We start from the raw sequence: 13554 nt of genomic DNA, 5'->3' as shown, positions 1-13554 counted from the left end.
AATCACCGCACGACTTTCCGCTACCGCTCCAACCCGTTAAACTTGGCGCCTGTTTCCAGGACCGGAGTAACCATTTATGCGACTTTATCAGGGCATTCGCAGCCTGATCCTGTCACTTTTCCGAAAGATCCTGTTTTTGTGGGTCAGAACGGATGTCAGTGGCAACACCCTGGAAGCCCTCGGGTTGGACCCGGAGAAGCCGGTCTGTTACGTGCTTCAATACAGTTCTCTGTCCAGCCGCCTGGTTCTGGAACAGGAAGTCATCCGGGCCCGACTGCCTGGCGCGGTTGATTCGCTACCGGTAAAAAATGGCCCCTCACATTCTTTTTTCTTTCTCTACAAGCGCATCGGCGGCCTGTTTCGTGGCGGCCGGCAAAAACCGGTACCCACCCGGGAATTTACTGATCTGGTCCACTTCGGGCTTGAGCATCCGGAGCAGGACGTTCAGATTGTCCCGGTGTCGTTGTTCTGGGGGCGGTCCCCGGACAAAGAAAAATCTCTGGTCAAGCTGCTGCTGTCTGACACCTGGTCAGTGGCCGGCCGGCTGCAGAAGTTTCTGATCATTCTGGTGCACGGTCGCAATACCTACGTGCAGTTCAACCAACCACTGTCCCTGAAGCAGGTGGTGGACGAGTACCGTGACAACGAACAAAAAGCCAACCGGAAACTTGCCCGCATTCTGAGAACCCACTTTCGCCGGGTACGCCAGGCTGTGCTGGGCCCGGATTTGTCGCACCGCAGAACCCTGGTGGGTGGCCTGGTGCGAACCCCGGCCGTGAAGGACGCTATCCGCGAAACGGCAGCCAAGGACGATATCCCCCCGGAGAAAGTCCGTGCCAGAGCATTCAAGTACGCGGATGAAATTGCCGCCAGTATGTCCATTGTCACGATCCGCTTTCTCGAACTGGCTCTGGCCTGGCTCTGGAACCGGATTTACAACGGCATCGCAGTCAACAATATCCAGGTCGCAAAAGAAGCGGCTCAGGACAATGCGGTTGTCTATGTACCCTGTCACCGCTCGCACATCGACTACCTGCTGCTGTCCTACGTGCTATACAAAAACGGCCTGATGCCCCCGCACATCGCCGCAGGCATAAACCTGAATATGCCGGTGGTCGGCCCGATATTGCGCCGTGGCGGGGCATTTTTCATGCGCCGAAGCTTTCGGGATAACCCTTTGTACGCCACCGTCTTCAATGAATATATGCATGTCATGTTCACCCGGGGCTATTCGGTGGAGTACTTTGTAGAGGGCGGCCGCTCCCGCACGGGCCGTATGCTGCAGCCACGACCGGGTATGTTGTCGATGACCGTGCGCAGCTTCCTGAGAGACCATCGCAAGCCCATAGTCTTTGTTCCCGTTTACATCGGCTACGAAAAGGTTATGGAAGGCCGTTCCTACCTTGGTGAATTGCGGGGCAAAAAGAAACAGAAAGAAAGCGTGTTCGGGCTGGCCAGAACGGCCCGGAAACTCACCAATTCGTTCGGCCGTGTAGCGGTGAACTTCGGTGAACCGATACATCTCGACAAGGTTCTGGATGAAGTTCACGACAGCTGGCGCCAGGAGGCCTACGATGCCGAATATCGCCCCGCCTGGCTGAACCGTGTCGTTGACGGTCTGGCCCAGCGTGTGGCCAGCAACATTAACGCTGCGGTGGCCGTCAATCCGATTGGCATGACCGCCACCGTGCTACTGGGCACTGAACGGTTGGCGATGGACGAAGGGCAACTGATCCGCCTTCTCGACCAGTACGCGGATCTGCTCCGCGCATACCCGTACGCCAGCACCGTCACCCTGCCGGAAGGCAGCGGCAAGGACTGGATTGCCTACTGTGAGAATATGGGCCTGATAGCCCGGCAGCCCCAGAAGCTGGGCGACATCATCGCGCTGGAAGGCGCAAACGCGACCCTGATGACTTACTACCGGAACAACATTCAGCATCTGTTTGCCTTGCCGGCGCTGATTGCCAGCCTGTTCGAGAACAAAACCAGTCTGAGCCGCGAAAAGGTCGTCTTTCTTGCCAGCGTGGCCTACCCGTATCTGCAGTCGGAATTATTTCTCCAGTACAGCCAGGAAAAAGTGGGCTCGGTGATCAATCACTGGATCGACATCCTGGTGGATCAGGGCTTGCTGATAAAGCTGGACGACAACCGCCTGAGCCGCCCCGAGGAAGGCACCGAAGCCATGCTTCGGGCGCGGATTCTGTCGCGCTTTATCATCCAGACGCTCGAACGCTATCACATCACTCTGGGCATTCTGAGAAAATACGGCTCCGGCAACCTCACGGCGGCGGAACTGGAAGAGCAAAGCACTCTGCTGGCAGAGCGTATGTCGATCCTGTTCGGGTTGAACGCGCCGGAGTTTTTCGATAAAACGCTGTTCCGGAATTTCATCGCCAATATGCAGAAAGATGGCGTGCTGATTACCGATGAGGATGGCCGGCTTTGCTATGGCGAAGGTCTTGATGAGGTCGCTGAAGATGCCCGCCTGGTGCTGAGTGTGGAGAAGCGCCAGGCCATTCAGCAAGTGACCATGCTCGACGCCTGAGCCGGAACTGCGCCTCAGGCTGGCAGCGCACGGATCGGATAAATGTCGTACCGGCTGCTTTTGCCCTCCACCCTTGTCGCCGGCTCTGGCCCGGCGACGGCGGGGGCTTTGCGGGGGCGCTTCACCACTACACGGTACCGTGCACAGGCAAGCGCCGCCTCCAACAACTGGCTGGCATCGTCATCATCGCCGACCACCTGACGGAACAGCTGCATTTCCTTTTTCACCAGAGCAGACTTGTCACGATGTGGAAACATGGGGTCGAGATAAACCACATCAACGGCCTCCGGCCCGGCCCGGGTCATCCATTCCAGGGAATTGCCGGCCTTGAGCGTCATACCTGCAACAATCGGAGCGCAAGCCTCATTCAGGCCCGCCCGATAGAGGCCATCTGCCAGCAGGGCATGAATCACGGGGTTACGTTCGAACAAAGTCACCTGGCAGCCCAGAGACGCCAGCACGAAAGCATCCTGCCCAAGGCCCGCCGTCGCATCCAGCACCCGCAGCCGGGAACGCGTCTTCTGCAAGCCGACGGCACGCGCGACCAGTTGGCCGGCACCCCCGCCATGCTCTCGCCGATAGCCCATCTTGCCACTGACAAATTCGGCCCGGACCGGCCCCGGCGCCCCCTTGCCCGTCTGCTGTAACGCCAGCCCGGCCTCGTCAAGAAACAGTAGCAGCCCATAATCACGAACCTGCCTGGGCTTAACCACTCCCAACCAGTCCAGGCCCAGCTCCGAAGCCAGTGCTCGGGCTGCGCCGGGCTCGGCCAACGGACTATGGGCAACGGCCACAATCTGGCGAAACGGAGAATCATTCGGGCAACCGGAAGGCGAAGGAGGGGTAGACATCAGACCAGAATATCAATCCCGGACAAGACAGAGCCACTGTCAAATTCCTGCCCGGCAGCGGCAACTCCGGCGAACGTAGACAGGGCTTTGGCGGCAGGGAGCGGCACTTCATCAGCACGGAAGCGCTCCAGACGGACATCTTCAGCAGCGCGCCTGGCATCCACCCGGCGGCTTTCCAGCTCCGGGGTAGCCGTCTGCGGGGAATTCCCAGGGGCCGTGTCACGCCCCTGACCGGGCGCGTCGAGTTGCCTCCGAACGTCTCCCGCGGCCAATGCCTGGGGATCGGATGCCGGCGTGCGGGACACATCCGTGCGCTCCCTGGCCTGCGAGTTATTGCCAGCCTGGTACAGCGAAGGATTTGAAGGATTGATGCCGCCGATCATAACGCACCGCCGAAGTGAAAATCAGTATCGTCACGGTATTATGGGGGATCGTCCGGAGAATGCAAAGACCGTGTTGCGGGACCTGTCTTACGCCCGGCCCGGCAACTTTTTCCAGGTCACCTCATCCCGGATATAGACTGGCTGGGCCTGCTCCGCCGGTACAGACAATCCCCGGGCCATATCCTGGTCGGCCAGCTTGGCCACCTGTGCCGCCGATGGCACCAGAGAATCGTCGATCACCGTCAGGCGCTCAACAAGCTCAGGGGGCATCTGGTCCTGCAGAGTCCATCCCTTCCCGGCCCCATACCAGGCAGCATGGGTATCCAGGGGCAGTGACAGGGCAGCCGGAGGGCACACCCGCTCCTCATCCAGTAATACCGGAAGCCCCGCTTCACACCGGAACGCCCCCCAGTAAACCTCGCCCATTCGGGCATCAAAGGTAACGGCCACGCAGTCGCCATCTTTCAGGGCATGGTTTTCGATGGCTGCCAGGGCCACGGCCGCCAGAGATGATACCGGCACCACCGGAATACCCAGGCCCCAGGCGAGCCCCTGAACCACTCCGGTGGCAATCCGCAGACCGGTGAAAGAACCTGGCCCCCGGGCAAACGCCAGGGCGTCCAGTTCTCCGGGAGAGATCTGCTGTTCCGCGAGCAGCTCCCGCACCATCGGCATCAACAGGCGGGTGTGCCCCCGCGGGGCCAGCTCGAATCGATCGGTAACACGGCCATCCAGCCAGAGTGCCGCCGAGCAGCCTTCAGATGAGGTATCCAGTGCAAGAAGTTTCACAGAATGACGCCTCCGGGGCTGCTCCGGTTTCGGTTACTTAAGCTGGGAAAGAATTTGTTCACGAATGCTGTCGAGGCTGCCAACGCCCTCAACCCGCACATATTTGGGTGCGTCTGCCGGCGCAGCTTTCGCCCAATCCTGGTAAAAACCCACCAACGGAGCGGTCTGTTCGTGATAAATCTTCAGGCGTTTACGAACCGTTTCTTCCTTGTCGTCCTCGCGCTGAATCAAGGCCTCGCCGGTCTCATCATCTTTGCCTTCCACCTTGGGAGGATCGTATTTAACGTGGTAAATACGGCCACTACCCTCGTGCACGCGACGGCCCGACAGACGGCTAACAATTTCCTCGTCCTCAACCGCGATTTCAACCACATAGTCGATAGCAATACCCTGACTTTTCAGGGCATCGGCCTGGGGAATGGTGCGCGGGAAACCGTCGAGCAGGAACCCGTTCTTGCAATCGGGCTGCTGGATACGCTCTTCGATCAGGGCGATGATGATGTCGTCTGACACCAGACCACCGGACGCCATGACTTCTTTAACCTGCAGGCCCAGCTCGGATTCCGCCTTGACCGCGGCACGGAGCATATCGCCCGTTGAAATCTGGGGGATCTCAAAACGTTCGGTAATAAACTGGGCCTGGGTGCCCTTACCCGCGCCTGGCGCGCCTAACATGATAATTCGCATAACGTTGTGCTCCCATTGCTTAGTATTATGTTTGAAAAGTTATGGCAAAGACCTTTGCCTTTGCGACAACCTCTCGTTGATTACCAACCCGGTTTCCGGTGAGCCCGCGGAAAAATGACGAGGCATTATACGAACTCATACACGGCAGAGAAAGTCGACCTCTGTATCATGAACTTCCGGACGGGTTCCTTGCCCGGTTCCGGCAAGATGAAATCAGGAGGCGAGAGACGACGCCAGGACGTCAAGATCCGAGGCAACCTGGTCTATATCCTTCTGCACACGCTCCGGCACGTGGGGGCCCAGACCAAGGCTCTCAACAAGCGCCGGAATATCATCGGCATTGAATTCGTCTCCGATGCCACGCTCCTTGAGCAGGGCATTGGCCAATTGAACCATCTGCACATACGCCTCATGCTCACCCTGGTAGCCAATGTGCTGGTGCATACCCGCCGCCTTGATGACCGCCTCCGGAAGCTGCCACAAACGATGCAAAATACCGCCAATAGCACCGTGGCCGACTGCCAGAATATCCTGACGCTCACTATGGCCAAACACTTCCTGCTCGAGCGAATGCATACTGGCTTCGGGGTTGATCTCCCGCAACGCATTGAGCTCCTCGAATTCCGAAGGAAACAGGTGCCCTACCAGCAACAGGCCAAAGTTGTGCAGCAATCCACACAGGTAGGCCAGCCCTTTGTCATGGCCGGCGTGGGACGCCAGGCTCTGGCAAAGAAAGGCGCAATACAGAGAATGACGCCAGAAACTGTCCATCCCGAGGATACCCGAGCGCGGAACATCAAACGCACGAACAGAAGCAATGCCAAGGGCAATGTGCGCAACCCGGTCAAAACCGAGAACCCGGGTAACGGCCTCCTGAACAGAATTAATCTGCCCCGGATAATTGAACAATGCGGAGCGGGCATACCGCATAATCTGAGCAGTCATGCTCGGATCGAACTCAATCAGCTCGGCCAGTTCTTTGGCCGTGGCCTCTGAATTGGCCGTCAAACGCAGGATTCGCAGTGCCAGCGCCGGCATTGGAGGCAGCCGATACAACTTCTGCAGCTTATCCGCCACATCTTCCAGCGTCAGCGCGTCACGGTTTTCCGCGCCCTGCCCCCGTATGACCAGATGCCCCTGCCTGGCCCCGGCCTGGGCTAAACGGAACGCTCGACCGTCCATTTCCACAAGACTATGATCTGTGCCGCCGGAAAAGATGACCCGCTCGGCCATCACCAGGTCTTCATCCAGCAGAACCGGCACATCCCAGGCAGCCCCGATTGGCGGCACGAAACCCGGATCACAATCACCGAACAGGCGTGAGGTCTGGCGCGCCGTCAGGGGCTGCAGCCGTCGCCCGGTAAACTGGTGGACAGCATCGATATCAAGCGCACTGTCAAAGCGGTGAACAGCCATCACCACGCCACTGATATCAATCAACAACGTTGCTTTGATGAAATGATGCTGGGGTTTGCCGGAAGCCAGCACCGCCGCGTCCAGGCTGGCAACGGGCTCTGTCTCCAGATGCTGAAAACCAATGCCCTTACGGGCCAGAAAACGCGATAGCCTCTCCGACAATGCCAACGGGTTACTCCTCAGTCCAATGGAACCGGGGCTATCCCGCCCCGGCGCTATTATGCATATTAACCCGTGTTACGCATACCGGCAGAAATTCCCGCCATGGTCACCTTCAGCGCCCGTTCCACCATTTCCGGAACCTTGCCTGCCCCCTCGCTCTCGCGGTCGCGTTTGAGAAGCTCCGCCTGCAGGTAGTGCAGCGGGTCTGTGTAGGGATTACGCACTTTCATGGAATGAGCGAACACGGGTTCTTGCTCCAGCAGCGTCTGCTGCTGCTTGAGCTCCAGCAACCGTTCGATACACCCCTGCAATCGCGTCCGGAGGTCTTGCCCCAGCGCCAGCAGGTGCTTGTCTTCAACCAGCGTCTGCTCGTAATAGCTGGCAATGCGCAGATCGGCCTTGGCCAGGACCATTTCCAGCATATCCACATACGTTCGGAAAAACGGCCAGCCCTGCATCATCTCACGCAATTCCGGAAGCCGGTCATGTTTGGCCGCTTCCTCCAGCGCGACATCACTTCCCAGCCAGCTCGGCAGCATCAGGCGCATCTGAGTCCAGGCAAAGATCCAGGGAATGGCCCGAAGACTCTCCACGCCGCCAGTGGGTTTGCGCCGGGCGGGTCGACTACCGAGGGCAAGCTTGCCCAGAGCCGTTTCAGGCGTGACCTGACGGAAGTAAGGCACAAAGTCCGGATTTTCACGCACCACTTCCCGATAGGACTGCAGTGAACGTTCGGTCAGCCAGTTCATCACCTCGCGCCAGTCATCCTTGGGCACGGGGGGCGGCGCCAGCGTGGCCTCAATCACCGCGGTGGTGTACAGCGTCAGACTTTGAACGGCCAGGCGAGGCAGGCCAAATTTGAAGCGAATCATCTCGCCCTGCTCGGTAATCCGGAAACTGCCGTTTACCGAACCCGGGGGCTGGGAGAGGATCGCACGGTTCGCCGGACCACCCCCACGGCCCACGGTACCCCCCCGACCATGAAACAGGGTGAGGTGCACGCCATAGCGGCTCGCCACTTCGGTGAGCTTCTCCTGGGCCTGGTACTGGGCCCAGGCGGCCATCAACTGCCCGGCATCCTTGGACGAATCGGAATACCCGATCATCACCTCCTGGCGCCCCTGACAGTACTCCCGGTACCAGTCCACCTGGTACAGCGCCGCCATGCTGTCTGGCGCACCTTTAAGGTCGTCCAGGGTTTCGAACAACGGCACCACCCGCATCGGGAACGCCATACCCGCCTCTCTCAGCAGCAGTATGACACTGAGAACATCCGACGGTTTACTGGCCATGGAGATCACATAAGAGCCCAGAGCCTCCGGAGTCTGGCCGGCCACCACTTCGCACGTAGCCAGCACTTCTCGCACCGGCGCCGACGGCTGCCAGTTACGGGGCACCAGGGGGCGCCGCCCCTGCAACTCCTTGACCAGAAACGCCTGGCGCTCCTGTTCCGACCACGACGAGTAGTCGCCCAACCCCAGGTAGTCCACCATTTCCGCCACCGCCTCGGCGTGACGGGACGCCTCCTGGCGAATATCCAGCCGGATCAGAGGCAACCCGAAGGTGTGGGCCCGGCGAATGGAGTCCAGCAGCGGGCCATTGGCAATGGCCTCCAGCCCACAGTCCACCAGAGAGCGATAGCACAATTCCAGCGGTGCCGTCAGGTCCTGATTCTCGAACAGAATGCCGGCTTTGTCCGCGGCTTCACCACGCACACTGGCTTCGGCCCAGTCCCGGGTTTTGATCAGGCGATCGCGCAACTCCGCCAACACCTGCCGGTAAGGTTCGCGGGAGTCACCAACCTGCGCCCGCAACTCCTCGTTGGCCTGCCACATGGAAAGCTCTGCTCTGAGTGCCTGGATATCCCGGAGGTAAAGATCCGCCGCCATCCATCGCCCCAGTAAAAAGACTTCCCGGGTGACTTCGTGCGTGACATTGGGGTTGCCATCGCGATCGCCCCCCATCCAGGACGCAATCCGAATGGGCGATGCCTGCAGCGGCAAGCCCTGCCCTGTCGCCTCGGACAGCGAGGCATCCAGGCTGCGCAAAAATGTTGGCAGCGCCTGCCACAGGCTGTTCTCGATCACCGCGAAGCCCCACTTGGCCTCGTCCACTGCCGTCGGGCGTTGATGGCGAATTTCATCGGTATGCCAGGCTTCGGCAATCAGCAGTGCCAGGCGGTCAACCACCTCTTCCCGCTCGCCCGGCAGCAGGTCTTCGTGGTCCAGCCTGGACAGGCAATCCGACATTTCATCGTACTTCAGAATCAGGGTGCGCCGGGCCACTTCGGTCGGATGCGCGGTCAGCACGAATTCGATCCGTAAATCCGCCACCTTCTGGTGCAGTGCCTCCGGGTCGACCCCTCCGGATTTCAGTCGCTCGAATACCTCTCCCAGGGATTCCACCATCAGGTCAGAGGGATGCCCCTGATTGCGGCGGATTCCGTGATACTGCTCGGCCAGATTGGCGAGGTTGAGAAATTGATTGAAGGCGCGGGTGACCGGCAACAGCTCATCATCACTCAACTGGCCCAGAAGTGTTACCAGGCGCTGGCCCGAGCCGCTTTCCTGGCGTCGGTCGGCTTTGGCGGCCGCCCGGATTTCTTCAATTCGGTCGTAGCAGTCCTGGCCGGGGTATCTCAATATACTCTGGCCCAGCAAATCGCCCAGCAGGCGCACATTTTCGCGAAGATCCGGATGCAATTCGGTCACGGCAGGTTCCTTCTGAATTGACGGAAACAATCTAAACTTACGATACTAGGGAGCAACGCGGAAAGTCTATTGACGTTTCAACCACTTCGCTCAGGAGCTGACATGAAAGTAACCGAACTGCCCGAACTGTGGGAAAAGGAAAAACAGGCCCAGGAGCGCAGCCACGAATACAACCTGCGTCTGCCGCTGGAAGATGCGGCGCGCATTGCGGCGCTGGCGGAACTCTACCCCGACCGCAGCGAGAGCGACATTCTCAACGATATGGTCGCCGCCGCGCTGGATGACCTGGTCGGCCAAGGTAGCCTGAAGGAGCGACTGGCAGCGCAGAAGAAAACCTGATCCAAACAATAACGCCGGGCTTGGCCCGGCGTTATTGTGTCTGGGTATGGTGATCCATACCGAGATCAGGCAACCGATTCGAGTTGCCGCGCTTTCAGCCTTTTGATGTGTTTCTGGCTCAAGGCAACAAACTGCGGGGTCAGCCCCTTGTCTTCGTAAATCTCGAATCCGTCCTCGTCATAAGCCACAACCTTCTCCCCCTGAACATAAGGGAATCCGGTTTCCAGCTCATCCAGGGCCGCTGAGATCAGGTCTCGCATCAGATCCTGGGTCGATTTGAGGGGATACATCGCCGACAGTTTCTGCAAACGCTCATGATGCTGGTCTGTCAGAGCAAGATGGCTCGCATCCCGGGTCAGTCTGCCACGGCCATGTTTATCCCAATGCCTGACCAGATCTTTGATCTTCATGGTGCCTTCACTCCTGCATCTTGTTTGATGGCGCAACGCACTTTTTTGGTGCTTCAGTCCCGGAAAGTGTAGACGAAGAATGTCAGGCCGGTGACGGGAAATTGGTAACGGATTGTACGTATCGGCAACGTTTTCCATTTCCCTGTCACGTTTTCTTTTCCACCCCTTTCACCCTCTGCCAGATGGCATCCAGCGCTTCCAGGGATTCGTCGTCCAGATTCCGACCCTCCTGTTCCAGCACCTGTTCAATGGCGCGGAACCGGGCATCAAACTTGTGATTGGTTCGTTCCAGGGCCTGCTCGGGATTCACCTTCAGGAAACGTGCCAGGTTGACGCACACAAACAGCAGGTCCCCCAATTCGTCTTCAACCGCGTCCTGGTCTCCGGTTCCGGCCACAGACAGTTGCCAGGCTTCTTTCAGTTCATCAATTTCCTCGTGCAGCTTATCGAACACGGGGGCGATGTCGGGCCAATCGAAGCCATGGCGGGCCGCGCGTTTCTGCAATTTCTCTGCCCGGGCCATGGCCGGCAGGGTCCGGGCAATACCATCCAGCCGACTCATCGGAGCGTCCAGCGCCGGCTTTTGCGCCCGTTCCTCGGCCTTGATGCGCTCCCAGCTTTCCTTGATCCAGCGTTCATCGGGGCGATTATCAGGGTCAACCCGACTCTCCAGCGTGCCCTCGGGAAAAACATGGGGGTGCCGGCGGATCAGCTTACGAACCAGGTGATCAACGATACCCTCAAACTCAAAATGGCCGGCCTCTTCCCCCATTCGGGCATAGAAAATCACCTGAAACAGCAAGTCTCCGAGCTCGTCTTTCAGGTGGGGATAATCCTGCTGGGCAATGGCATCCGCCACTTCGTAGGCTTCTTCAATGGTATGCGGCACAATGCTGGAAAACGTCTGCCTGGTGTCCCACGGGCACCCGGTGTCCGGGTCCCGGAGCCTGGCCATCAGGTGCTTCAGATCGTCGATGCTGTAGTTCATCCGCGCTTTCGCCTTACGTCGATAATGTTCGGCAGATTACGAATCTGCGCCAGCAGTCGGGCCAGCTGCTCCAGGCTCGATATTTCTACGGTCACCCGCATCGTGGCGGTATTCTCATCTTTGTTGGTCAGGGTGTTCAGCGACAACACATCACTGCGGGAAGACGACAAAACCTGAGTGATATCCCTCAGCAATCCGGAGCGGTCGTATGCCTCAACCTCGATGTCTACCGGGTAAACGGCGGCTGGCTGTCCTCCCCAGTTCACCTCAATAATACGGTTCGGCTCAAACTCCTGCAGATTCAGAAACGTCAGGCAATCCTGGCGGTGCACCGTAACCCCGCGGCCAACCGTAATATAGCCGCCAATGGGATCACCCGGCAGCGGCTTGCAACATTTGGCCACCTGGGTTTTCAGCTTGCCCACGCCCAGAATCTGAATGTCGGATTCGGTATCGTAGGGCTTCTTCCGGCCCGGAGTCAGCTTGAGATCCAGTTGTTCGGTTCGGGGCTCCAGCAGCTGCTGGGCTACGTTGGCAACGTGCGTGGGCCGCAGGTCACCGGCCCCGATCGCGGCAAACATATCATCAGTGCTGTGATAGTTTACCTTGGCCGCCAGCTCTTCCAGCCCGACATCAAACAGTGACAGCCGTTTGAACTCGTCCTCCAGAATGGCTCGACCATCAACGACGTTGCGATCCCTGGCCTGCTGCTTGAACCAGTGCGTGACTTTGGCCCGGGCACGGGAAGTCTGGAGGTACCCCAGGCTCGGATTGAGCCAGTCACGGCTCGGCGCCGGCTTGTTGGAGGTGAGTATGAAAATCTGGTCGCCGGTCTTGAGCGGATAGGTGAGCGGCACAATGCGGCTGTTAACCCTGGCGCCGCGGCACGCGTGGCCGATTTCGGTATGCACCCGGTAAGCGAAATCCACTGGCGTGGCCCCCTGAGGCAAATCAACCACATGACCCTCGGGGGTAAACACGTACACCCGGTCGGAAGCAATGTCGGACTTCAGATGATCCGCCAGCCCGGAAATGTCACCCAACTCTTCCTGCCACTCCAGAACCTGGCGCAGCCAGTTAATCTTGGCATCATAGCCACTGGATTTATTGCGAGTGTCAGTGCCCTTATAGAGCCAGTGAGCGCAAACACCCAGCTCCGCTTCCTCATGCATGGTATGGGTGCGGATCTGCACTTCCATCACCTTGCCTTCCGGGCCAATCACCGCCGTATGCAATGACTGGTAGCCATTCTCTTTGGGGTTGGCGATATAATCGTCGAACTCATTGGGAATATGACGCCAGAGCGTATGCACAATACCCAGGGCCGCATAGCAATCCCGAACCTCAGGCACCAGAATTCTCACCGCGCGCACATCGTACACCTGTGAAAAATCAATGCCTTTGCGCCGCATCTTCCGCCAGATACTGTAGATATGCTTGGCCCGGCCATTCAGGTTTGCCTTGATGCCGAAAGCCTTGAGTTCAGCCTGCAGGGTATCAATCACCCGTCGGATGTAGCTCTCACGGTCAAGGCGTTTTTCGTCCAGCAGCTTGGCGATCTTCTTGTAGGCGGAACTGTGCAAGTATCGGAACGACAGGTCTTCCAATTCCCATTTGATGTGCCCAATCCCCAGCCGGTGCGCCAATGGTGCATAGATGTCGAAGACTTCCCGGGCGACTCGCATTCGCTTTTCGTCGGGCGCATCCTTCACCGCCCGGATTGCGCAGGTCCGCTCCGCCAGTTTGAGCAGAGCGACCCGGACATCGTCAATCATGGTGACCAGCATTTTCCGGACATTATCCAGCTGGCCTTCGCTCTGCCCCAGAACATTGCCCTTGAGGGGGTGGTGGATGGATGAAATTGCCGCCATCTGCCGCACGCCATTGATCAGGCTGGCCACCTCGTCTCCGAACTCCTTGCGAATCGCTTCCAGCGACACCCGTTCCTCGCGGACGGCGCGGTACAGCATTGCCGCCACCAGACTGGCCTGATCCAGATGCAGCTCCGCCAGAACCTGCGCCATTTCCAGCCCCGTCTGGAAGCTGCTGGCGCCGGGCGCCCACAAGCGATCCTCCCGGAAGGCCTGGTCAGCAATCAGGGCAGCCCTTTCACAGGCTCGCCGCAGTTGATCCGGATCCTCGAGGTGAGTCTGTTCAGCAATGTGCTGGACACAGCGGTCGATATCGACCTCGCCATCACCGCTGACCGAATAGTCTTCCCGAACTTTCACCATGTCAGAGCTTTACCCGTAAAGTTTTCGGTTTGTCCC

At 58.8% G+C, this 13554-nt stretch carries 11 protein-coding genes; 2 read left to right on the top strand and 9 right to left on the bottom strand.

Features of this window, described 5'->3' with window-relative positions; translation table 11 throughout:
• The first annotated feature begins 76 nt into the window (after positions 1–76).
• The gene (gene plsB / locus ACP2AU_RS14390; protein WP_426376903.1) at positions 77–2548 is read left to right on the top strand and encodes a glycerol-3-phosphate 1-O-acyltransferase PlsB; all 2472 of its coding nucleotides are present in this window, start codon (positions 77–79) and stop codon (positions 2546–2548) included.
• 14 nt (positions 2549–2562) lie between these two features.
• Here plsB and ACP2AU_RS14385 read toward each other — a convergent pair whose 3' ends face one another.
• From ACP2AU_RS14385 to ppc, 6 genes are all read right to left on the bottom strand, one after another.
• Positions 2563–3399 (bottom strand): class I SAM-dependent methyltransferase, encoded by an 837-nt coding sequence (locus ACP2AU_RS14385; protein WP_426376902.1) that lies wholly within the window; start codon positions 3397–3399, stop codon positions 2563–2565.
• On the bottom strand, positions 3399–3782 hold the full coding sequence (locus ACP2AU_RS14380) for a UDP pyrophosphate phosphatase (protein WP_426376901.1): 384 nt from the start codon (positions 3780–3782) through the stop codon (positions 3399–3401). Before ACP2AU_RS14380 ends, ACP2AU_RS14385 begins: the two co-directional genes overlap by 1 nt.
• A gap of 87 nt (positions 3783–3869) precedes the next feature.
• Positions 3870–4571, bottom strand: coding sequence for a tRNA (adenosine(37)-N6)-threonylcarbamoyltransferase complex dimerization subunit type 1 TsaB (tsaB, locus tag ACP2AU_RS14375; RefSeq protein ID WP_426376900.1), 702 nt, complete (start codon positions 4569–4571; stop codon positions 3870–3872).
• A gap of 33 nt (positions 4572–4604) precedes the next feature.
• Positions 4605–5258: an adenylate kinase gene (gene adk / locus ACP2AU_RS14370; protein WP_426376899.1), complete on the bottom strand. Its 654-nt coding sequence runs from the start codon at positions 5256–5258 to the stop codon at positions 4605–4607.
• Positions 5259–5471: 213 nt separating this feature from the next.
• On the bottom strand, positions 5472–6842 hold the full coding sequence (locus ACP2AU_RS14365; protein ID WP_426376898.1) for an HDOD domain-containing protein: 1371 nt from the start codon (positions 6840–6842) through the stop codon (positions 5472–5474).
• A gap of 59 nt (positions 6843–6901) precedes the next feature.
• Positions 6902–9547, bottom strand: a complete 2646-nt coding sequence (ppc, locus tag ACP2AU_RS14360) for a phosphoenolpyruvate carboxylase (RefSeq protein ID WP_426376897.1) — start codon at positions 9545–9547, stop codon at positions 6902–6904.
• A 102-nt stretch (positions 9548–9649) separates the two neighbouring features.
• Between ppc and ACP2AU_RS14355 the strand changes: the two genes are divergently transcribed.
• Complete coding sequence (locus ACP2AU_RS14355; RefSeq protein WP_426376896.1) at positions 9650–9886, top strand: hypothetical protein; 237 nt, start codon at positions 9650–9652, stop codon at positions 9884–9886.
• A gap of 65 nt (positions 9887–9951) precedes the next feature.
• Here the strand turns inward: ACP2AU_RS14355 and ACP2AU_RS14350 are convergent, their stop codons facing one another.
• The 3 genes from ACP2AU_RS14350 to relA all read right to left on the bottom strand — a co-directional run bounded on the left by ACP2AU_RS14350 (position 9952) and on the right by relA (position 13518).
• On the bottom strand, positions 9952–10296 hold the full coding sequence (locus tag ACP2AU_RS14350; RefSeq protein ID WP_426376895.1) for a pilin assembly protein: 345 nt from the start codon (positions 10294–10296) through the stop codon (positions 9952–9954).
• 145 nt (positions 10297–10441) lie between these two features.
• Entirely contained in the window at positions 10442–11284 is an 843-nt protein-coding gene (gene mazG / locus ACP2AU_RS14345; protein ID WP_426376894.1) for a nucleoside triphosphate pyrophosphohydrolase, read from the bottom strand.
• Entirely contained in the window at positions 11281–13518 is a 2238-nt protein-coding gene (gene relA, locus ACP2AU_RS14340) for a GTP diphosphokinase (RefSeq protein WP_426376893.1), read from the bottom strand. Before relA ends, mazG begins: the two co-directional genes overlap by 4 nt.
• Between the last annotated feature and the right edge of the window lie 36 nt (positions 13519–13554).

The sequence above is a fragment of the Marinobacter sp. VGCF2001 genome (assembly GCF_049943275.1).
Taxonomy (GTDB): Bacteria; Pseudomonadota; Gammaproteobacteria; order Pseudomonadales; family Oleiphilaceae; genus Marinobacter.
This window is presented reverse-complemented; position numbering and strand designations above follow the sequence as displayed.